Below are 21,360 nucleotides of genomic sequence, written 5' to 3'. Positions count from 1 at the left end.
GATTATTTTCTTTTATAAAAATACATAACTCTTCCATTGAAAAGATGCAATTCACCTTGAAGTTTTTTAGCGAGGAATTTGCAAAATTCATTTGCTTTGCCTTTATCCCCGAATGTAGCACCTTCCGGCAATGTAACTTGTATGTAAGACTGCTCACGTTCAGAACCGTCTTCATCCTTCACTTTTTCTTGGTCAATGCCAAGCAATATGGTGTTATATCGGTCATGTTGAGAATGCAGGTAAAACCAGGTTCCTTTTGCTTCAGGCTTCTCTTTTATCTCATAAGGAAAAGCGGCATCATTATATTCCCATTTAATCTGGCTGCCTGTTTTTCCAGTAATATCCCTATAATATAAAAAAAGTTCTTTGAGCTCTTCTGTTGAAATATTTTCCTTAGCTGATGAAGGAACCAGCTTGATAAATGAATTAGCTGCCAACTTCTTTCCCCCCATTATCCCAATAATTATGGTAATGAACATCCTCTTCCATTCTAGCATTAGATAAAATCTTATGACAACTTAAAATAGTAAGGTAAATTTATATTACTTGTCAAAGAGCCTATAATGAATTATAATAATATTCTAAATATTATTATAAATAAGGAGGAATCTTATGGACTTTTTTGAGAAGCTCTATGATGAGCATGAAAACGTGAATGTCCGTTTTGTTGGCTTTACAACGGAGTCAACACGTTATGATTTTGGAATTGTATATACAAACCTCTTCTTTTCCAAGCCTCTGGTTATTTGTATGCAGACAGGCCGCTCAACTCTCCTCGACCCTAAAGATCTCGAAGACATCGAATATTTGCAAAAGGCATTCAAGCTTGATTTATATGAACAGGCTGCAGATTTAAGCGAATTTTTCTTAGAAGCAATCCCAGGTGCCCGTTTTGAGGAACAATACGACTAAAATAATATAAAAAAACAGGCCATAATCGGTCTGTTTTTTTATATTATGACATACTATTAATGAAGAGTTTCAATGGGTAATAAGGAGAATGCCAATAAAAAGCAATAATTATGTTATACAATTAGGCTTGATAAATTAATAATGTTATATTATTATAGATTTAAAGATAAAGCGCTTTCAAATAAAACTCATTGAAAAGGAGAATGAAAAGATGGGTACAATCGTATGCCAGGCTTGCAATTCAACTATTGATCACTTTGAGGATGAAAAAGTAACTGTATTATATTCAAAAAAATGCAATTGCTGTGACGGAGAAAAAACAGAGAAGACAAACAAATAGCCATTAACCATAAAGAGCCTTTCCTAAATGGAAGGCTCTTTTGCATATTATCTGATGGCTTTGTGCTCTTCAATAACGCGAAGATACTTGAAATCATAATCTTCAGGTCCCTGAACGGGCAGTCCAGCTTCCATGTTCGTTTTTATATAACGGAGGTTTTCCCCGGTTATGATTTCACCCGGAATAAAAATAGGTATTCCAGGCGGATAAACCATAATGAATTCAGCAATTATTCTGCCCTCAGACTCGTCGAATGGAACAAGCTCTGTATCAGCATAAAATGCGTCACGAGGTGTAAGCGATAAAACGGGAATATCAGGGAGAAGCACTTGAGTTTCAAGCTTTTCAGTATTCCCTTTGCGCTCACTGGCGAGTTCGGCAAGAGCAGTAACTAAAATATCGGCTTCGCGTTCAGAGTCACCAGGGGTAACAATGCAAAGGATATTATATAAATCAGACATCTCTACTTCAATATTATGATGTTCCCGAAGCCAATTCTCCACATCGAAACCATTCATGCCAAGCTCTTTGACTGAAATAATCAATTTGGTCGGATCGTAGTCATGCGCGGCTTTGGTTTCCAGTATTTCTTCTCCGACACAATAGAGCCGGTCAATCTCATTGATGCGGCGGCGAATGGATTGAGCCAAATCAATTGTCTTTTGAATGAGCTCCTTTCCCTCAGTAGCCAGACGTTTCCTGGCAACATCCAGGGAGGCAAGCAATAAATAGGAAGTGGAAGTTGTTGTCAGCATGCTTAAAATGGATTGAACCCTTTTGGCCGAAACAAGATTTCCTTTCATATTTAAAATTGAACTTTGCGTCATGGACCCGCCCAGTTTGTGGACAGATGTTGCGGCTAAATCAGCACCTGCCTGCATGGCGGATAAGGGCAGCTCATCATGAAAATGAATATGCACACCATGGGCTTCATCCACAAGCACGGGCACATTATAAGAATGTGCAATTTCGACGATACTCTTCAAATCTGCCGAAACACCGAAATAAGTAGGGTTAATGACTAAAACCCCTTTTGCGTCCGGATGAAGTTCAAGGGCTTTCGATACTGATTCAGTTGTAATCCCATGAGATATGCCCAGGTTTTCATCAATTTCAGGATGTATAAAGATAGGAGTTGCGCCTGAAAAAACAATGGCAGACATGACTGATTTATGAACATTTCTCGGAACAATTATTTTATCCCCGGGACCGCAGACAGCCATAACCATGGTCATGATGGCTCCGCTTGTTCCTTGAACGGAAAAGAATGTCCTGTCCGCTCCAAAGGCCTCAGCTGCAAGGTCCTGGGCTTCTTTAATGATGCCTTTTGGCTGATGGAGATCATCAAGCGGGCCAATATTGATCAAATCAATGGCAAGTGCATTATCTCCAATATAGTCCCTGAATTCCGGATCAATCCCCGCTCCTTTTTTATGGCCGGGTATGTGAAACTGTACGGGATCTTTCTTTGCGTGCGCAAGCAAACCGCTGAATAACGGTGTTTTGTATTGAGACAACTTATTCCCACACCTCTTTAATAATAATATTTCAGAAAGCTCAAGCTGATTTAAAACATTTGCATTATAGCATTATTCAATCCCTTTGCATAGAAAGTTCTATTGTTTTTTCATTCTGTTAAGGCGTGTCTTTTCCGGACATTCGCCTCCACAATTCAGTTTCCGTTTAGTTTTAGAAGTTAACAGGAAATTAAACCACATAAATCGAAATAAAATATTATGAAGAAATGGAGGGTACATAAATGAACTGGAATACACGTGTGACAGAATTACTTAAAATTAAATATCCAATTATACTGGGGGGCCTTGCCCATCTTGCCTATTCAGATCTGGCTGCCGCTGTTTCGAATGCAGGAGGTTTAGGGCAGGTTACCGCAATGTCTCTCAGCAGTCCGGAAAAATTAAGAAACGAGATTCAAAAGGTTAAGAAATTGACAGATATGCCATTTGGGGTTAATTTTGCTATTGGGCAGCATGGAAGGCCATTCTCTGATTATCTGGATATAGCCATTGAAGAAGAAGTTCCCGTTATTTCTATGACAGGTGGAAATCCTGCACCTATTTTTGATCAATTAAAGGGTGTAAATGTTAAGAAGCTTGTTCTTGTGGCTGCAAAAAGGCAGGCAGTAAAGGCGGAGGAGCTTGGTGCTGATGCAGTAATGGTTGTAGGGCAGGAAGGCGGAGGGCATTTAGGCAGGGATGATATTGGAACCTTCATACTCGTCCCTCAGGTGGCTGATGCTGTTTCTATACCCGTGATTGCCTCAGGAGGAATTGGAGATGGCAGGGGGCTTATGGCAGCATTAAGTCTTGGAGCAGAGGGTATTGAGATGGGGACAAGATTTGTAGCAACAAAGGAATGCGTCCATGCATCTGAATTATATAAAAACCGCTTAGTCGAAGGAACAGAAAATGACACAGTGGTCATTAAGAGAACATTAGGTGCACCTGCAAGGGTGATTGCGAATCCATGGTCGGATAAGATACTGGAAATCGAAAAACAAAATGGCGGCTATGAGCAGTTAAAAGATTATATTAGCGGGAATGCTAATAAGAAATATATATATGAAGGGAAAGATCAGGAAGGGTTTGCATGGGCTGGACAAGTTATGGGATTAATTAAGGATATCCCCACTGTGGAAGAACTATTCGAGCGGATTATATCAGAAGGTGAAACCATCAGGGGAAAATGGACAAATTAATGTTAAAATGCATCATGAATATCATAAATGAGGTGAAAGGCAATGGAATATCAATACCCGATTGACCAGGATTGGTCAACAGAAGAAATAGTGGATGTTATAAAATATTTTGAAAGCATTGAAATGGCATACGAAAAAGGAATTGAGCGGGAACAATTCATGAATGCATATAGACGCTTCAAGGAAATCGTTCCGGGGAAAGCTCAGGAGAAAAACATCTGCGATGACTTTGAAGAACAAAGCGGCTATTCCTCATACAGAACAGTAAAATTGGCTAAAGAACGTTCAGCCGGGGACAAATTAAAAATGCAGAAATAGACTTTGAAAAAAAACAAAACCTTCAACTTGCTGAAGGTTTTGTTTTTTTTACTGCCAAATCCACGTTCTGAAAACATGTTTATGCCAATTTGTATAGGGGTAATAAATTTCTAAATACAGATTCTGCTTTTTCAATAAACTGATCAGGTGACATGCGTACGGCATCTTCTCGAGAAATATGATAGCCGCAAAGAATTTCCGCTTTCTTAACATTTTGCAGACGCTGAAACATGGATCTCAATTCTTCCTTGTCCATTTGCTCATGCAAAACAGCATCTGGTTTTGTGTGGTCGCCGGACCAGACATAATCATTGGGTATTTCTTTATAAATCTTGTCCAGGCTGTTCTCAAATAACTTGCCTGCAGCCATTTTATCTGGTGCTTCATAGATGATGGCAAACCAGATAAATACATGCGTTTCCCATAATCCAATCTGGAAATGTGGAAGCATTTTATACCCTCTAGGATTGCTTGCAAATGCGACCCAAGTATCATTTGGCGGATTCTTTGTTCTTCTCGCATGTTTGGCAACATGAGGGAACATTTCATCTCCTGACAGGTTCGCGAGGGATGGTGCAAAATGGTGGCTCAATTCTTCTAATTTAGGCCTTATAACAGATTTTAACCTGTCCATTCTTTCATCCAATCCATCTATTTTAAAGACATCAAAATCATCGTTTGTGAAACCGGAAAAAGACATAAGCTGACCTCCTGTATGCTTTGTCAAATATTGTAGCATAACCGGGAGCAATCCAAAAATTTAAAGCCCTATAGAATAGGCGAAATAAAGTTTTAGGTTATCGCACAAATTAGTTGCAACTGAGAATTGTCCTTCATATGATAAAAGTAAAAATAGTCAGAAAATTAAACACTTTTGGAAGGGGTGTACTGTCTAATGAAACAACTAATGAATACAGTGAAAAAGAAAAATGGTGATAGGGAAAGAACAGCGGTTTTAAGGCTGGAAATGGACTATGAGCTGGCTACTTTGTTTGATGCCATGTCAGAAAAAAATGAAGACCTTCAAAAACAATCTAAACTAAAGCTGGAAAAAATCAGGCAGGAACTTCTTAGATTAAAAGCACTTTAAGATGAATTGTCGATAAAGGAGAAAAGGCAGAAAAAATGCAAATAAGAAGGAAAAATTAGAAACGAACTCCATGATGCTATGAGGAGTTCGTTTATTATTTTGGTTATTTTCGTAAATTTGTTGCTTAATAATCAAGTTTAATTACTGAGTTGATCTTCGCTGCAGGCACTTGATTCCTCGAAAATGATGACGCATTTCCTTCGTGCGGTTTTTATTCGAGGAGCTTATTCAATGTCCTGCGGGAGGAGAGGGAAGTGTGAGACCCGCAGACGAAGCCGAAGAAGCTCGCATTCCTCCCCGCGGGTTCGCTGCGTGCCTGCAGCGGAAATCAGCGGGCTGGATTCATAAACAAAACACTATCTTTCAAAATAGAGCCAAATGAACAAATGACGGCTTGTCCTCGGCAAATAATTATTCACCCGGAAATGATAACGCCTACCATTGGAGAGTATATAACTTGAAGAACCTTGCTAATTCATTTAAGCTAGAAATATTTTAATGCTATCACTATGTGGAGGGCTGTCCCATGACAAATTGGAGTGAGATTCATACATATGCCAAAGCCTTGATTAAAGAGGCGGGCGGGAATATTAAAAATTCTTTCAGCAAAACTTTGACCATAACCACCAAGTCAAATGCGAATGATTTAGTGACAGATATAGATCAGGAAACAGAACAATTCTTCATAAAGAAAATAAATGAAAAATACCCTGAGCACCGGATACTTGGTGAAGAAGGTTTTGGTGATAAGCTAAATGACCTGGATGGAATCGTCTGGATTATTGATCCGATTGACGGAACAATGAACTTTGTGCATCAGCAGAGAAACTTTGCCATTTCTGTCGGCATCTATGAAAATGGAAAAGGCAAAATCGGATTAATATATGATGTAGTTCATGACGAGTTATATCATTGCATGAAGGGGCATGGTGTATTCATGAATGATTTGGAAATTCCTCCCTTAAAGGAAACGGATGTGTCAAAAGCCATCATTGGATTGAATGCCACATGGGTTACCGAAAATAGAAGGATTGATCCATCATTGCTGGCTCCACTTGTAAGAAATGCAAGGGGAACACGGTCCTATGGTTCAGCAGCAATGGAAATGGCATATATAGCATCCGGGAGAGTTGATGCATACATAACCATGCGTCTGGCTCCGTGGGATTTCGCTGCTGGTGTGATTATGATTGAAGAATTGGGAGGAATTGCGACAACCGTTAAAGGTGAGAAGCTGAACTACCTTGAAAACAATTCTGTTTTTGTCTCTAAGCCAGGGCTGCATCAGCAAATTATGAAAGAATACTTGAAAAATGGAAATTGGTAACATATCAAGCAGCAAGTTCACAGAGGAAGACCAGCCCTTTTTTTTAGAAGTCATTAAGGACAGCACTGATTGGGAAGAAGAAGAAAAATGCGGGAATAACCTGTGCAATTATATGGCCAGGCATCAGGAATTGAATGGAGAGTGGAAGATTTGGCGTATTAACGGAGAACGAACAGCCGTTACTTTCCATGTGAATTTATCCCCTTCTAACCGGAAGCCGTGGCTCGGTACGATCCTTGTTAAAAAAGATATGCGAAGAAAGGGAATCGGAACAGCGGTTATCGAACTGTTGGCCGCTGAATTAAAGAAAAAAGGCGAAAAGTCTTTCTTTGCGGGTGTCCCTGAAAATCGGACCAAATGGATTTACTTTTTATCTGATGCCGGATTTGAACAGTTTAAGTCGGAGACTTCCGACGATGGCGGGGAATTTTTAATAATGGTCTGTCCATTAATATGAAAAAAAGCTGCAGCCAATCACTGCAGCTTTTCATTATAACAAACCTTCTTCTCTCATTTTCTTCTTAGTCTTAAAACCATATCCCATCACAAATATTAAAGCGATGATGGACAGGATAATCCCAAATATGCTTCTTTCAGCCACCGCAACGCCAATACCCATCATGCATATAGCTGCTCCAATCGCAAAGGCTAATAAAGGCCACTTGATATTCTTCATAATTTCACTCCCAAGAGGATTAATTTAGTTAAATACTGGTGAAAAATATGTAGAGAATATACTGCCCGGCAGTATAATTTTTCAGAAATATATCCTTCTCTACATTATTTTACACAAAAAGTTTTTAGGTTTCTATAGTAATTGTGATATAATGTATCAGTTGTGAAAAATGTTGAAAAATGAATTTGATTCAGTTTTGATAAATAGGAGGAAATCTTTTGAAATTAAGAGAAGATATTCGAAATATTGCGATTATAGCCCACGTTGACCATGGTAAAACAACATTGGTTGACGAGCTTTTAAAACAGTCCGGAACTTTCCGTTCAAATGAGCACGTGGAAGAGCGTGCGATGGATTCAAACGATCTGGAAAGAGAACGCGGTATTACGATTTTAGCTAAAAACACTGCAGTTAAATATAAAGATACAAGAATCAACATTCTGGATACACCAGGACATGCCGATTTCGGCGGAGAAGTTGAACGGATCATGAAAATGGTTGACGGCGTATTATTAGTTGTCGATGCATATGAAGGATGTATGCCGCAGACGCGTTTTGTTCTTAAAAAGGCTTTGGAACAAAAACTTACGCCAATCGTTGTTGTAAATAAAATTGACAAACCATCTGCCCGTCCAACAGAAGTTGTTGACGAGGTAATCGATTTGTTTATTGAACTGGGTGCAGATGAAGATCAGCTTGAATTCCCGGTTATTTATGCATCCGCTATTTCGGGAACTTCAAGTGTTACCCCTGACAAGCAGGATGATGACATGCATTCTCTTTATGAAGCAATCATTGAACATATTCCTGGACCGGCTGATAATCGTGAAGAGCCGCTTCAATTCCAGGTGGCACTTCTTGATTACAATGATTATGTGGGGAGAATTGGAATTGGCCGGGTATTCCGGGGGACAATCAAGGTCGGACAGCAGGTTGCTTTAATGAAACTTGATGGCTCTGTTAAGCAATTCCGGGTTACAAAGATCTTTGGTTTCTTCGGACTGAAGCGTGAAGAGATCCAGGAAGCTTATCCTGGAGACCTTATTGCCGTTTCTGGAATGGAAGACATTAACGTCGGGGAAACTGTGTGCCCTGTCGAGCATCAGGAAGCACTTCCTGTTCTAAGGATTGATGAACCAACACTGCAAATGACTTTCCTTGTTAACAACAGTCCATTCGCGGGAAGAGAAGGCAAATATATTACTTCAAGAAAAGTTGAAGAAAGACTTCGTGCACAGCTTGAGACGGACGTAAGTCTTCGTGTTGAAAATACAGATTCACCTGACGCCTGGGTTGTATCCGGACGTGGGGAATTGCATTTATCGATCCTGATTGAAAATATGCGCCGTGAAGGTTTTGAACTGCAGGTTTCTAAGCCTGAAGTAATTATTAGAGAAATTGACGGTGTTCGCTGTGAACCTGTAGAGCGTGTTCAAATCGATGTGCCGGAAGATAATACTGGCTCAATTATTGAATCTATGGGTACCCGTAAAGGTGAAATGCTTGATATGGTCAATAACGGCAATGGTCAAGTAAGACTGACATTCAATGTCCCTGCCCGCGGACTGATTGGCTACTCCACCGAATTTATGACGCTAACCCGTGGCTATGGTATTATCAATCACACATTTGACAGCTACCAGCCTGAAATTAAAGGTCAAATCGGCGGACGCAGCAAAGGTGTCCTAGTGTCTATGGAAAGCGGCAAGTCATCCACATACGGAATTATGCAAGTTGAGGACCGAGGAACAATTTTCGTTGAGCCGGGTACTGAAATTTATGAAGGCATGATTGTAGGAGAGCATACTCGTGAAAATGATCTTACAGTCAACATCACTAAAGTGAAGCATGCTACGAACATCCGTTCTGCTAATAAGGATCAGACGAATGTAATTAAAAAGCCGCGTATTATGACACTAGAAGAAGCTCTGGAATACTTGAATGATGATGAGCTGCTTGAAGTAACACCTGAGTCGATCAGACTGAGAAAGAAACTTCTTGATAAGAATGAAAGAGAAAGAATGGCCAAGAAGAAGAAATACGCTGAAACTAACTAAGACTAAGAAGGGGGAGGAGATAAGGATATGGATGTATCACAGCGCCTGTCTTTTTTTGCTGCTTTGTTCAAAGTCGATGAGAATCCCACAACTGGAATGTGGCTTCTTTATATAACAATTGTTCTGCTGTCAATATTGGTATTTAAATTAGGGTTTGCCAAGAAACTCCCAATATTAAAATCAGCTATGATATACACTTTCTTGATTTTAGGCTGTACGATGCTGACTTTTCTTGGAGTATTCCTTCCTGTAGCAGAAGGTCTTGTTGTGGCTGCATTAATCTTAATCATTTACAAAATCCGCCTTAACCAGGAAAAGAAGGAACAGGCAAAGGCGGAATAACAGGGAGATGCTGGGATGAAGTCTTTGCAGGATTCACTGTATAACTGGCTGACGATAAAAATTGTCTGTGAGGATCGTCCGGATGACACAGCAGCAGCAGACACTGAAAGAATGTTCATTGAGATCCTTTCGGAAGAGCATAATATTTCCGATATCCACTTTGAAAAAGATGATGTAATGTATTATGTGCAATACACTAAGGGGGAAGAACGGAATAAGAGCCGTTTTCCCCGTGAATTGATAGAAGTAATGCTTAAACAGATTCAAAGTGAACCTGAAAAATATGTAAATTATCCGGAGGATTAAAAAGAAGCCGCCCCAGACAAAATGTTTGGGGCGGCTTTTTTGCTGTTCATGGAATGGTGTGCAGTTCACCATTCTTCCTCCTGGACTTTGCTCCGATATAGCTTAAAGTTTCCAGTATCAGCTCTTTTTTGTGTTTTTTCTGTAATTCTTGTTTCGCATGGTCTGCACATATATGTGTGAATCGGGCGGTTGCGGAGACGTTTAGCCTGCAAGGACTCGTTTTCAATGGATTCAATTTTATCACATAGTACACATTTTACTCGCATGGGACACCTCATATTGTTTTAACTGTTGTTATTACCATTATAGTATAAGTTAAGGTCTGATTCGAATGCTTTGCGGCAAATAAATTTTTTTACGGTCAACCCGTATCGGGTTTCATGTGTTAGTTTATATTAGTATAGAAAGCGCTGCAGGTTAAATCAAACTTGAAGAAGAGATGTTATAAGTTGAAAGAAAAGCGTTATCATACTATGATGAAATTAATAAAGGAGGGAAAAGAATGGCAAATCAGGTAGAACCGAAATTAATCAAACCATTATATGACGAACTGCAAAAGGAACGTTTCGTCACACTTGCCACTATTGACTTTGAAACTGGCGGGCCTAATGTCAATGCGATTTCATGGATACTGGCAAAAGATGACGAAACATTATATTTTGCAGTTGATAACCGTTCGAGAATTGTTCAAAACATAAATAGCAATAATAAAGTTGTTCTGAATATTATCGCGAATGAATCTACATACTCCATCGCAGGTGAAGCATCGGTCAAGGCTGAAAAGATGGAAGGTGTACCTTTAAAGCTTGCGCTTATGGCCATCACTGTGAAGGAAGTCCGTGATGTCATGTTTTACGGCTCTAAAATCACTGTGGAACCTCAATATGACAAAACATACGATAAAGACGCAGCAGCCCGTTTGGACAAACAGGTTATGGAGGCAATGAAAAAAGCTTAGTTCCCCAGGGAACTAAGCTTTTGTTGTTCATACAGCCTTTTTACGCTAAATAATAAATGTCATCGGTGGTGACACTTTTACTTATAATAATTCGAATGTTTTTCCTGTTTGTGTTCAAGCTGTTTTTCCTGATCATTGTTGAGTTTTTTCTTTGGATCTTCGGTTGCGTTTTTCTCGTTTTCCTTTTTAGGATCAACCAGGTCGGCTGGGACTTCAGGCATTAGCCGGCCGGCGATATCTGCCAGTTCATTCATGATTCCCTGCAGTGGCTCTCCGTTTTGAATGTCAGCGGCTATTTCCCGAAGCCTGGCATTAATATCCGGATCAGCCACTACAATCGCTCTTGCACCATGAGGATCATTTTTAAGGGTTTCGGCAACTGAATATTTGATTGATCCGACCTCAGAACGGTCGAGATTTTTATTTACATCTACTCCAACTACTGCAAAGCGTCCAAGTACAACTGCTGTTGCATCATTGACATTGGGAACTCGGACAGCCAAATTGACGAGATGCCTGGAAACCTGCTGTCCAGTCTCCCTGTCAACTTCCTGTATTGTACTATTTTTAACATTTACGGTGTTGATATTTTTCTGTTCCTGATGGTCTTGGGCCTGATTGTTGTTCATGCCGCACCCTGTTAATAGTAATCCTGTCATCCATAACAGCAGCCATTTATTCATATTTGACACCTCCGGGACATCAAAATTTCCTGAAAATGAAAGCTTGAATTTTTTCAGGTTCAGGAATATTGAGGATTGTTTAATGTTATTGTGCAAAATTTCTTCTATCTTTATTCGGCATTACATATATTTTTACCAAGATAGATTTGTCCACTTCATAAGAAAGCCTTTCTTCCTAATTAATCAACATCTTTCGAAGGCTGAATAATATAAAACAACAGGATTATAATCCATCAGGAATGAAGGTGATCTTTTTCATGAAACTGCAAATCTGCATGCAGGGGACCTCGCTTTTGTAATTCGCTTTATCAAGACACAAGAGGAGCAGGAGGCATCATATTGAGTAAAATTTACGTATTAGATACCAATGTCTTGTTGCAGGATCCTAATTCCATATTTTCATTTGAAGATAATGAAGTAGTTATTCCGGCTGTAGTTCTGGAAGAGGTCGATTCTAAGAAAAGGTATATGGATGAAATTGGGAGGAACGCAAGGCAAGTATCCCGGCTGATTGACAGCATGAGGGAGACGGGTAAGCTCCATGAGAAAATACCTCTTGAAAATGGCGGAAGCCTGCGAATTGAGTTAAATCATAGATCATTTCATGAACTTCAGGAGATCTTTGTAGAAAAAACGAATGATAATCGGATTTTGGCAGTTGCAAAAAACTTATCCTTGGAAGAAGAGACAAAAGAAAATGGACGAACGGTAATCCTGGTAAGCAAAGATGCCCTTGTCAGAGTTAAAGCGGATGCTATCGGGCTAATTTCAGAAGACTTCTTAAGTGATCGTGTAGTTGAAAATGATCATTTATATCCCGGGTTTCTGGAGGTATATATAGGTCTCGATATTATGAACCGTTTCTATGAAAAAGGAGAACTGCCGCTATCTGAAATAGCAAATCATCCTTTCTATCCGAATCAGTTTCTGGTGATGAAAGATGCGCTTGGTTCATCATCGTCTGCACTTGGTATTGTGGACAAAAGTGGAAAGAAAGTGAAAAAACTCATTTTTGATCATGACCATATATGGGGGATCAAGCCCAGGAACGTGCAGCAGACAATGGCTCTTGAGCTGTTGCTGAGAAACGACCTGCCGCTTGTTACGCTTATCGGCAAGGCGGGTACTGGAAAAACTCTTTTGGCGCTGGCATCCGGCTTAATGCAGACAGAAGATTATGGCCAGTACAAAAAATTGCTTGTCGCCCGCCCCATTGTGCCTGTAGGCAAGGATTTGGGATTTCTTCCGGGTGAAAAAGAGGAAAAGTTAAGACCGTGGATGCAGCCGATTTTCGATAATCTGGAGTACCTGTTTAATGTCAAAAAGCCAGGTGAATTGGACGCCATATTGGCAGGTATGGGCTCGATTGAGGTGGAGGCCCTGACATATATCAGAGGCAGAAGCATACCGGATCAATTCATTATTATTGATGAAGCTCAGAACCTGACGAAGCATGAAGTAAAAACCATATTAACCAGGGTAGGGGAAGGGAGTAAAATTGTACTGATGGGAGATCCCGAGCAGATTGACCATCCCTACCTGGATGCTTATAACAACGGTCTCACCTATGTCGTGGAACGATTTAAAGATCAGGTTATCTCAGGTCATGTCAAACTTGTTAAAGGTGAGAGATCTGGCTTGGCCCAGCTTGCTGCTGATCTGTTATAGCCTGCATGACAGAGTTTGTGAATTCTGAGGTTTTCATGCCGGGGAAGAGACTGCGAAGAAAAAGGGCGATGCAAATCGCCCTCTCCGGTCATTCCACTCTGAATGCTTTCACTCTTCTTATGGGGGAATTATAGTTGCTGCCATCCCCAAGATAGGCATGAACTGGCCCATCCTCTTTTAACGGTTTTCCATCCTTTGAGAACCCCAATATTAATTCCTCGGCTTCAGATAGTGTCAAACTGGTTTCACCATCTTCACTCTCAATAACAACGATTTCTGCGCTCTCATCCGGCTCTGCATTCATTAGGAATGGTTTAAAAGGTATACCGAATGTGCCTGTCAGGACCTTTTCTTTTTCAAATTTCTTTTCTGTTTTAAGTGTTGGAGGAAAAACTGCGCCTTCCATGATTTCTCTATCCCAATGCTTTGAGACTGCTTTAGTATATTCCTCAAGTTCGTTTTTTCTGATATTTTCATGCATAAAGTATGTTGTCAAATCCACCCTTCGGTCATCAAATATCCAGACTCCCGGATCTAAGGTGATTTGATATTTTACGTTTCCTTTGAAAGCAATAATATTTTCCATATTGAACCTCCTGGCAGCAGCTTTTATTCTAAATATATGTATGATTTAAGTATACAGATTTTTAAGGCGCTTGTCATACAGGCCCAAGTGCTATTTGGTTAAAGTCGCTAATGAACAGAACGAATTAATGATTGATGACATGCCTTATTAGTGGGTTATGAATTGATGCCGGAATCATTTCTCTATCGAATCCCTTATTATCCTTGCTTTTTTCCATGCTTAAGTATAAAATTTATAGATAGGATAATCGCTCGGAAATGGAGGGATTGAAAGTTGGCTTCTGACATGATTATTGATCACAAAGAAAAAGCAAATGCCCTTTTAAAGGCAGATGCTGCTAAAATATTAAAGTTAATAAAGGTGCAAATGGATAATCTAACCATGCCTCAATGCCCTCTATATGAGGAAGTACTTGATACCCAGATGTTTGGCTTATCCAGAGAAATAGATTTTGCTGTCCGTCTCGGATTAATTGAAGAGACTGAAGGCAAGGCTATTTTAGAAGAATTGGAAAGGGAGCTGTCCATGCTCCACGAAGCTTCAGTAAAAAAATAAAAATAAAAAACTCAAACATCTTCCAAAGATTGTTTGAGTTTTTTTATAACCGTATTATTATGTAATGGTATTAGTATATCCAAAAGAAAAGAATAATCAATATTGTATAACTTAATTTAAAAATAGTATAACATAATTATAGAATTATTTTCTTTGCTGTGTTACATTTAAATTAACTTTTCTTTTCTTCAAAGCAGGATATTTAATACTATAGTAGAATAAGTAATAAACTTAGAAGATAAGGGAAGAGGGCTGGATGTTAAAAAAAATATTAAAATCATATGATTATACCCTGATAATAGCTGTAGCCCTGTTAGCTGTTTTTGGACTCATTATGGTTTTCAGTGCAAGTATGGTTACAGCTGTGCAGATTTATGATCAGGATAGCGATTTTTTCTACAATAAACAAAAGCTTAATTTAATTATCTCAGGCATTGTTTTCGTTTTTGTCGCTCTATTTCCATACAAAGCTATGCAAAGCAACAAATTTCTTGTTCCGATGGTGTTTCTTTCGTTATTCGGCCTGATTGCGTTATTTATCTTTGGAAAAGTAGCGGGCGGAGCTATGAGCTGGTTTGAGATCGGCAAGAGAAGCCTTCAGCCTGCAGAGTTTGTCAAGCTTTCAGTCATTATATATTTGGCTGCTGTCTATGCAAAGAAGCAACCCTATATTAATGAATTTAACAAAGGAGTTCTCCCCCCGCTTGCTTATCTTATTCTTGCCGTAATCCTGGTTGCTGTACAGCCAGATTTTGGTTCGGCCATGATTATATTGCTTGTGGCTGGAGCTGTGATCTTTACTTCAGGCATGAATTTTAAGAACATATTTAAATTGGGGCTTTTCGGTGTATTGCTGGCTTCTCCTTTTATCCTTCTATTAAAAGATAAGATATTTGCGCCTTATCGATTGGGGAGGGTAGAAGCATTTAGAGATCCCTTTGGATCGGAGTTCGGATACCAGCTTTCGAATTCCTATATTGCCCTCGGTGCAGGCGGGTTAAAAGGGCTGGGCCTTGGTGAGAGTATACAAAAACTTGGGTATCTTCCTGAAGCCCATACAGACTTCATTATGGCTATAATTGCTGAGGAACTCGGGGCATTCGGAGTAGGTTTTGTCATTTTGCTTCTCGGGTACATTGTACTAAGGGGAATCTTTATCAGTTTAAAGTGTAAAGATGCTTTTGGCAGCTTGCTTGCTATCGGGATTTCCGCCATGATAGGAATTCAGGCGTTCATTAACCTTGCGGGAATTTCGGGTGTTATGCCGCTCACTGGTGTTACACTTCCTTTTATAAGCTATGGAGGGTCATCCCTGCTTCAGCTTTCGATTGCAATGGGAATTCTAGTGAATGTCTCTATGTTCGTCAATTATGAAAAGAAATATAAAAATAAACATGAAGAGACAAATCCGGAATCCATTGAGATGGCTTCCGAAAAAACATTTTCTATTCATAAATAAGCACAGTTAAATTCACAGTGCTTTATTTATATATCAATCAGCTAATGCTGATTACATAATTGCTTCCATCAGGGGCAGCCAATCGAAGTTATTATGGCCGGTTAGCGGAATACCCGTCCGGCCTCAACTTAGATTTGGCAGAATATTGCCAAAAAATACATAAAGACGGGGTGTTTTGTTTGAGCAGAAGAATTAACAAGGTATTAGTAGCCAACAGAGGAGAAATTGCCATTCGTGTATTCCGCGCCTGCACGGAGCTGGATATTCGCACGGTAGCTATCTATTCGAAAGAAGATTCCGGTTCTTACCACCGCTATAAAGCGGATGAAGCTTATCTGGTAGGGGAGGGCAAAAAACCGATTGATGCTTATCTTGATATTGAAGGAATCATTGATATAGCAAAAACCAGTGATGTTGATGCCGTTCATCCGGGCTACGGCTTTCTATCTGAAAATATTGAGTTCGCAAAACGGTGCGAGGAAGAAGGTATCATATTTATCGGTCCTACTTCAAAGCATCTGGATATGTTTGGTGATAAAGTTAAGGCAAGAACTCAAGCCCAGCTTGCTGAAATTCCGGTTATACCTGGCAGTGATGGTCCAGTAGAAAGCCTTGACGAAGTGATTAGCTTTGGCAAAAATCATGGCTTCCCAATTATCATTAAAGCCTCACTGGGCGGCGGCGGAAGAGGCATGCGCATCGTAAGGAACCTTGAAGAAGTAAAGGAATCATATGAGCGTGCCAAATCAGAGGCAAAAGCAGCTTTTGGGAATGATGAGGTTTATGTTGAAAGATTCATAGAAAGACCAAAGCATATCGAAGTTCAAATCATCGGTGACCATGAAGGAAATATTGTTCACCTGTATGAAAGAGATTGTTCAGTCCAAAGGCGCCACCAGAAGGTTGTTGAAGTTGCACCTTGCGTCTCCCTCCCGGAGAATTTGAGAGACGAGATTTGCCAGGCTGCTGTCAACCTGATGAAGAATGTAGATTATTTAAATGCAGGAACTGTGGAATTCCTGGTTTCAGGTGATCAGTTTTATTTCATAGAAGTAAATCCGCGTGTGCAAGTTGAGCATACGATCACTGAAATGGTAACAGGTGTTGATATTGTACAAACACAAATCATGGTGGCTGAAGGCTACTCGCTGCACAGCAAAGAAGTTGGTGTTCCAAAACAGGAAGATATTCATGTACATGGCTATGCCATTCAATCCCGTGTAACAACAGAGGACCCTTTAAATAATTTCATGCCCGATACTGGCAGGTTAATGGCATATAGATCAGGCGGCGGTTTCGGCGTGAGGCTTGATGCGGGAAATGGTTTTCAGGGGGCAGTAATCACACCTTATTATGATTCCCTGCTTGTTAAACTCTCTACGCACGCAATGACTTTCCAGCAGGCAGCATCAAAAATGGTGAGGAACCTTCAGGAATTTCGTATCAGGGGTATTAAAACAAATATTCCTTTCCTTGAGAATGTTGTAAAACATGAGAAATTCCTAATAGGTGAGTATGATACATCATTTATCGATGAAACTCCTGAGCTATTCTTATTCCCGAAAAAGAAAGACCGCGGGACGAAGATGCTGAATTATATCGGGAATGTAACAGTAAATGGATTTCCGGGAATTGAAAAGAAGAAGCGTCCGGTATTTGAAGAGCCTCGAGTACCGAGATTAAAATACAGTACAGATTACCAGGATGGAACAAAGCAAATTTTAGATAATCAAGGTCCTGAAGGGCTTGTTAAATGGATTAAAGAACAAAGAGAAGTCCTGATCACGGATACTACCTTCCGTGATGCGCATCAATCTCTGCTCGCGACGCGGGTTAGAACTAATGACCTGAAGCATATAGCAGAGCCGACAGCAAAATTGCTTCCGGATATGTTTTCGTTTGAGATGTGGGGCGGTGCAACTTTTGATGTTGCTTACAGATTCCTGAAAGAAGATCCTTGGGATAGATTACTGACATTGCGGGAAAAAATGCCAAATGTTTTATTCCAGATGCTGCTTCGTGCTTCGAATGCAGTCGGATATAAAAACTACCCGGATAATGTAATAAGAGAGTTCGTAGAAAAATCAGCCTACGCCGGCATCGATGTATTCCGGATTTTCGATAGCCTTAACTGGGTTAAAGGGATGGAAGTCGCAATCGATGCTGTGCGCCAGACAGGAAAAATTGCTGAAGCAGCTATGTGCTATACAGGTGATATTCTGGATCCTGCCAGAACGAAGTACAATCTTAAATACTATAAAGACTTGGCAAAGGAACTGGAAAATCAGGGAGCTCATATACTGGCCATCAAAGATATGGCTGGTTTATTGAAGCCGCAATCAGCATACACTCTTATTTCTGAATTGAAAGAAACTGTTGACATTCCAATTCATCTTCATACTCATGATACAAGCGGTAATGGAATTTACACATATGCAAAGGCTATTGAAGCTGGAGTGGATATTGTGGATACGGCCCTGAGCACAATGGCAGGCTTAACATCCCAGCCAAGTGCTAACTCTTTATTTTACGCGCTGCAGGGAAATGACAGGCAGCCAAAAATTGATATCCAGTCGCTCGAGCAATTATCTTACTATTGGGAAGATGTGCGCAAATATTACCAGGACTTTGAAAGCGGGATGAAAGCTCCTCATTCAGAAGTCTATCAGCATGAGATGCCTGGCGGACAATACAGTAATCTTCAGCAGCAGGCTAAAGCAGTTGGCCTTGGGGATAAGTGGGATGAAGTTAAGGACATGTATTCCCGTGTGAACCAAATGTTTGGTGATATTGTTAAAGTTACACCTTCATCCAAGGTAGTTGGTGATATGGCGTTGTTTATGGTCCAGAATCAGCTGACAGAACAGGATGTTTTGAATAAAGGAAAATCTTTGGATTTTCCAGACTCAGTTGTTGAGCTTTTTGAAGGCTACCTGGGGCAGCCGTATGGTGGATTCCCGGCTGAACTGCAAAAGGTTATATTGAAAGACAGGGAGCCAATCACAGTCCGACCGGGAGAGCTTCTTGAAGATGTAGACTTCGATGCTTTAAAAGAAAAACTTTTCAAAGAATTAGGCAGACAAGTTACAAGCTTTGACGCAATTGCCTATGCACTATATCCAAAAGTATTTATGGATTATATTAAGACCTGCGATCAATTTGGTGATATTTCTGTTCTTGATACCCCTACATTCCTCTATGGTCTAAGACTTGGTGAGGAAGTGGAAATTGAAATTGAAACAGGTAAAACATTAATAGTTAAATTGGTTTCGATAGGGCAGCCTCAAGCTGACGGCACAAGAATTGTGTATTTCGAGCTAAATGGTCAGCCTCGGGAAGTAAGTATAAAAGATGAAAGCATAAAAGCTACAGCAGCAGCCAAGGCAAAAGCTGATCCGCATAATGAAAGCCATATTGCCGCCAGCATGCCGGGAACTGTCATCAAGTTACTTGTAGAAAAAGGTGAAAAAGTCGAAAAAGGCGATCACTTAATGATTACAGAGGCTATGAAGATGGAAACCACTGTACAGGCACCATTCTCTGGAACTGTAAAGGATATTTTCGTCTCAAATGGTGAAGCAATTCAAACTGGAGACTTGCTGATAGAGTTGTCAAAATAAACAATAGCTGTTTCGTAAGGTTTGTTGCTATTTGTGTATTATTCTATTTACTGAGTTGATTGGAGCGGAAGGTGCGAGACTCCTTCGGAGCAGCGGGACAGGTGAGACCCCGCAGACGCGGAGCGTCGAGGAGGCTCACCGCCCTCCCCGCGGTTCCCTGAGCAGCCTGGAGCGGAAATCAACGGAGAACTTTGATAGGTGAAAACACTTTTTATACGAAAAGAGTCTAAACAAAAGAGCTTCGGCAAATGCCGAAGCTCTTTTGTTTATTGTATTTATGGAATGGAAGTAAAAGTAGGGAGAGCAGATTCATCATTTTTCTCTTTTTCCTTAACAGCTGAAACAGCAAGCTCATTTTTTCTGCTTCGTGAAGACAGGAGGATAAAATAGCTTAATACTCCAAATAAGCAGGAAATAAAGAAGGCGTGTGCAAGAGCTATATACAAGTTAAGTCTGGTTAAAACAACCAATGCTCCAGCGGCAACCTGGAGTGATACTAAGATAAATGAAATAATCCAGCCCCAGTAAATTACCTTCTGGTCCTTGTAATGTTTAATAGCCAGATAGGTAATGTAACCAATCCATATGAAAATTAAGCCCGCGGCAGCCCGGTGCCCCATTTGCACCCATTCGTACATATTAGCGGGAAGTGCGAAAGATCCATTTATACAAAGCGGCCAGTCACGGCATACAAGGCTGGCATTTACATGACGCACAAGTGCGCCGGTGTAAACAACAGCATAGCTGTATAAAGAAACTCCAATAATATGTTTCCTCATTCTTTTATCGATAATAAGCTTTTCTGCCTCGAATTTTTTATCAACTTCAAAAATAAGCAAAGTCAGGAGCAGTACAGCAGCAAATGATATTAAAGATATCCCGAAATGAAGGGCGAGCACAAAATCAGATTGCCCCCAGACTACTGCGGCAGCGCCAATTAAAGCCTGCAGGATTAGGAAAAAAAGCGAAGTCAGCGCTAAAAACTTTGTCTCTCTAATATGTCCTATTTTTCTCCATGTCCAAATCGATAATATAAGAACCATAAATCCGATAGCGCCTGAAACCAGTCTATGTGCCAGTTCGATAATCAGTTCAGGAGTAATATCGGTGGGAACTAGCTCGCCATTGCAAAGCGGCCACGATTTCCCGCACCCCATACCTGATTCCGTTTTCGTTACAAGGGCACCGCCCAGCAAAACCAAAAGCATGCCGATTGATGTAAGAACAGCAAGCCATTTTAAAGATCGTTGCAAAGCCTTTCACCTTCTTTAAATATTCTAGGTTTAATAATAGTGTCAATAATTGATTTACTGCGTATTTGTCCATTATCTATCTTAACAAAGATTCTATAAAAAGCCATATATGAATGTGCGTCCATTTACTTTTTCGATAGTACAGGAATAAAAAGCTTTTTACAACAGTTATAAAAATTATAAAGTTAATTATAGTAAAAAAGGTTGAAACTTATAATAGAGTTTGCTAGAAATATAAAGGGGGTATAAAATGGATGTCCCCTGTCGCGGAAAGTAAACCAAAATACATAAAAGTGAGTATATTATTCCTCCGTAGTTTTCTGAAACAGTTTTATTATCTCAAAAATAAACCCTTTCTTTAAGTGAATTTAGACTTTGACACAAATTAGTCATAAATTATTCTAAAAAAATTCACAAAAGAGTTTTAAAGTGTGATTTAATATACAGAGAAATGGTTTAGATTCATTTAGATAGTAAACAGTTTAACTACT

The 21,360-nt window shown here is 39.9% G+C and carries 23 protein-coding genes; 15 read left to right on the top strand and 8 right to left on the bottom strand.

Features of this window, described 5'->3' with window-relative positions; genetic code table 11:
* Window positions 1-2 precede the first annotated feature (2 nt).
* Complete coding sequence (locus tag AC3WTL_RS08565; protein ID WP_172581917.1) at window positions 3-437, bottom strand: DUF1885 family protein; 435 nt, start codon at window positions 435-437, stop codon at window positions 3-5.
* Window positions 438-612: 175 nt separating this feature from the next.
* Here AC3WTL_RS08565 and AC3WTL_RS08560 point away from each other — a divergent pair, with 175 nt between their 5' ends.
* Window positions 613-912 carry a DUF3055 domain-containing protein gene (locus AC3WTL_RS08560; protein ID WP_035328617.1) on the top strand — a complete coding sequence of 100 codons (300 nt, stop codon included), beginning with the start codon at window positions 613-615 and terminating at the stop codon, window positions 910-912.
* A 211-nt stretch (window positions 913-1,123) separates the two neighbouring features.
* The gene (locus AC3WTL_RS08555; RefSeq protein ID WP_048010629.1) at window positions 1,124-1,252 is read left to right on the top strand and encodes a GapA-binding peptide SR1P; all 129 of its coding nucleotides are present in this window, start codon (window positions 1,124-1,126) and stop codon (window positions 1,250-1,252) included.
* A 47-nt stretch (window positions 1,253-1,299) separates the two neighbouring features.
* Here AC3WTL_RS08555 and AC3WTL_RS08550 read toward each other — a convergent pair whose 3' ends face one another.
* Window positions 1,300-2,769 carry an aminotransferase class I/II-fold pyridoxal phosphate-dependent enzyme gene (locus tag AC3WTL_RS08550; RefSeq protein ID WP_222497133.1) on the bottom strand — a complete coding sequence of 490 codons (1,470 nt, stop codon included), beginning with the start codon at window positions 2,767-2,769 and terminating at the stop codon, window positions 1,300-1,302.
* A gap of 242 nt (window positions 2,770-3,011) precedes the next feature.
* Here AC3WTL_RS08550 and AC3WTL_RS08545 point away from each other — a divergent pair, with 242 nt between their 5' ends.
* Both AC3WTL_RS08545 and AC3WTL_RS08540 read left to right on the top strand, forming a co-directional pair.
* Entirely contained in the window at window positions 3,012-3,971 is a 960-nt protein-coding gene (locus tag AC3WTL_RS08545) for an NAD(P)H-dependent flavin oxidoreductase (RefSeq protein ID WP_492369285.1), read from the top strand.
* 42 nt (window positions 3,972-4,013) lie between these two features.
* Window positions 4,014-4,289, top strand: coding sequence for a UPF0223 family protein (locus AC3WTL_RS08540; protein ID WP_048010626.1), 276 nt, complete (start codon window positions 4,014-4,016; stop codon window positions 4,287-4,289).
* Window positions 4,290-4,368: 79 nt separating this feature from the next.
* Here the strand turns inward: AC3WTL_RS08540 and AC3WTL_RS08535 are convergent, their stop codons facing one another.
* A complete protein-coding gene (locus AC3WTL_RS08535) occupies window positions 4,369-4,989 on the bottom strand; it encodes a YktB family protein (protein ID WP_048010625.1) in 621 nt (206 codons plus the stop codon).
* Window positions 4,990-5,184: 195 nt separating this feature from the next.
* On the opposite strand from AC3WTL_RS08535, the gene AC3WTL_RS08530 reads away from it, so the two are divergent.
* From AC3WTL_RS08530 to AC3WTL_RS08520, 3 genes are all read left to right on the top strand, one after another.
* On the top strand, window positions 5,185-5,379 hold the full coding sequence (locus AC3WTL_RS08530) for a YkzI domain-containing protein (protein ID WP_035328635.1): 195 nt from the start codon (window positions 5,185-5,187) through the stop codon (window positions 5,377-5,379).
* A 526-nt stretch (window positions 5,380-5,905) separates the two neighbouring features.
* Complete coding sequence (locus AC3WTL_RS08525) at window positions 5,906-6,706, top strand: inositol monophosphatase family protein (RefSeq protein WP_492369284.1); 801 nt, start codon at window positions 5,906-5,908, stop codon at window positions 6,704-6,706.
* Complete coding sequence (locus tag AC3WTL_RS08520) at window positions 6,693-7,163, top strand: GNAT family N-acetyltransferase (protein WP_492369283.1); 471 nt, start codon at window positions 6,693-6,695, stop codon at window positions 7,161-7,163. The genes AC3WTL_RS08525 and AC3WTL_RS08520 overlap by 14 nt, the downstream gene beginning before the upstream one ends.
* Window positions 7,164-7,196: 33 nt before the next feature.
* Here AC3WTL_RS08520 and AC3WTL_RS08515 read toward each other — a convergent pair whose 3' ends face one another.
* Window positions 7,197-7,382 carry a YlaF family protein gene (locus AC3WTL_RS08515; RefSeq protein ID WP_048010622.1) on the bottom strand — a complete coding sequence of 62 codons (186 nt, stop codon included), beginning with the start codon at window positions 7,380-7,382 and terminating at the stop codon, window positions 7,197-7,199.
* A gap of 218 nt (window positions 7,383-7,600) precedes the next feature.
* Here AC3WTL_RS08515 and typA point away from each other — a divergent pair, with 218 nt between their 5' ends.
* Genes typA through AC3WTL_RS08500 form a run of 3 tightly spaced genes read left to right on the top strand, consistent with a single transcriptional unit; the run spans window position 7,601 to window position 10,087 of the window.
* A complete protein-coding gene (gene typA / locus AC3WTL_RS08510; RefSeq protein ID WP_035328642.1) occupies window positions 7,601-9,439 on the top strand; it encodes a translational GTPase TypA in 1,839 nt (612 codons plus the stop codon).
* Window positions 9,440-9,466: 27 nt separating this feature from the next.
* Complete coding sequence (locus tag AC3WTL_RS08505) at window positions 9,467-9,781, top strand: YlaH-like family protein (protein WP_035328645.1); 315 nt, start codon at window positions 9,467-9,469, stop codon at window positions 9,779-9,781.
* 15 nt (window positions 9,782-9,796) lie between these two features.
* Complete coding sequence (locus AC3WTL_RS08500; protein ID WP_492369282.1) at window positions 9,797-10,087, top strand: hypothetical protein; 291 nt, start codon at window positions 9,797-9,799, stop codon at window positions 10,085-10,087.
* Window positions 10,088-10,152: 65 nt separating this feature from the next.
* On the opposite strand, the gene AC3WTL_RS08495 is transcribed toward AC3WTL_RS08500, so the two are convergent.
* Window positions 10,153-10,353 (bottom strand): YlaI family protein, encoded by a 201-nt coding sequence (locus AC3WTL_RS08495; protein ID WP_035328651.1) that lies wholly within the window; start codon window positions 10,351-10,353, stop codon window positions 10,153-10,155.
* Window positions 10,354-10,589: 236 nt separating this feature from the next.
* On the opposite strand from AC3WTL_RS08495, the gene AC3WTL_RS08490 reads away from it, so the two are divergent.
* Window positions 10,590-11,045 carry a pyridoxamine 5'-phosphate oxidase family protein gene (locus tag AC3WTL_RS08490; protein ID WP_222497120.1) on the top strand — a complete coding sequence of 152 codons (456 nt, stop codon included), beginning with the start codon at window positions 10,590-10,592 and terminating at the stop codon, window positions 11,043-11,045.
* Window positions 11,046-11,122: 77 nt separating this feature from the next.
* On the opposite strand, the gene AC3WTL_RS08485 is transcribed toward AC3WTL_RS08490, so the two are convergent.
* Window positions 11,123-11,728 (bottom strand): YhcN/YlaJ family sporulation lipoprotein, encoded by a 606-nt coding sequence (locus AC3WTL_RS08485; RefSeq protein ID WP_197207463.1) that lies wholly within the window; start codon window positions 11,726-11,728, stop codon window positions 11,123-11,125.
* Window positions 11,729-12,064: 336 nt separating this feature from the next.
* On the opposite strand from AC3WTL_RS08485, the gene AC3WTL_RS08480 reads away from it, so the two are divergent.
* Complete coding sequence (locus AC3WTL_RS08480) at window positions 12,065-13,396, top strand: PhoH family protein (RefSeq protein ID WP_175609154.1); 1,332 nt, start codon at window positions 12,065-12,067, stop codon at window positions 13,394-13,396.
* An 88-nt stretch (window positions 13,397-13,484) separates the two neighbouring features.
* On the opposite strand, the gene AC3WTL_RS08475 is transcribed toward AC3WTL_RS08480, so the two are convergent.
* Complete coding sequence (locus tag AC3WTL_RS08475) at window positions 13,485-13,982, bottom strand: molybdopterin-binding protein (RefSeq protein WP_222497117.1); 498 nt, start codon at window positions 13,980-13,982, stop codon at window positions 13,485-13,487.
* Between the two features lie 273 nt (window positions 13,983-14,255).
* On the opposite strand from AC3WTL_RS08475, the gene AC3WTL_RS08470 reads away from it, so the two are divergent.
* The 3 genes from AC3WTL_RS08470 to pyc all read left to right on the top strand — a co-directional run bounded on the left by AC3WTL_RS08470 (window position 14,256) and on the right by pyc (window position 19,616).
* The gene (locus AC3WTL_RS08470; RefSeq protein ID WP_048010616.1) at window positions 14,256-14,537 is read left to right on the top strand and encodes an Fpa/YlaN family protein; all 282 of its coding nucleotides are present in this window, start codon (window positions 14,256-14,258) and stop codon (window positions 14,535-14,537) included.
* Between the two features lie 256 nt (window positions 14,538-14,793).
* Window positions 14,794-15,996, top strand: a complete 1,203-nt coding sequence (locus AC3WTL_RS08465; RefSeq protein ID WP_492369281.1) for an FtsW/RodA/SpoVE family cell cycle protein — start codon at window positions 14,794-14,796, stop codon at window positions 15,994-15,996.
* 179 nt (window positions 15,997-16,175) lie between these two features.
* Window positions 16,176-19,616: a pyruvate carboxylase gene (gene pyc / locus AC3WTL_RS08460; protein ID WP_248346841.1), complete on the top strand. Its 3,441-nt coding sequence runs from the start codon at window positions 16,176-16,178 to the stop codon at window positions 19,614-19,616.
* Window positions 19,617-19,891: 275 nt separating this feature from the next.
* Here the strand turns inward: pyc and AC3WTL_RS08455 are convergent, their stop codons facing one another.
* Entirely contained in the window at window positions 19,892-20,869 is a 978-nt protein-coding gene (locus AC3WTL_RS08455) for a COX15/CtaA family protein (protein ID WP_163143002.1), read from the bottom strand.
* Window positions 20,870-21,360 lie beyond the last annotated feature (491 nt).

The sequence above is a fragment of the Cytobacillus sp. EB106-05-05-XG126 genome (genome assembly GCF_058791715.1).
The sequence above is the reverse complement of the archived record's forward strand: the minus strand, read 5'-3'. Positions and strand labels throughout refer to the sequence as shown.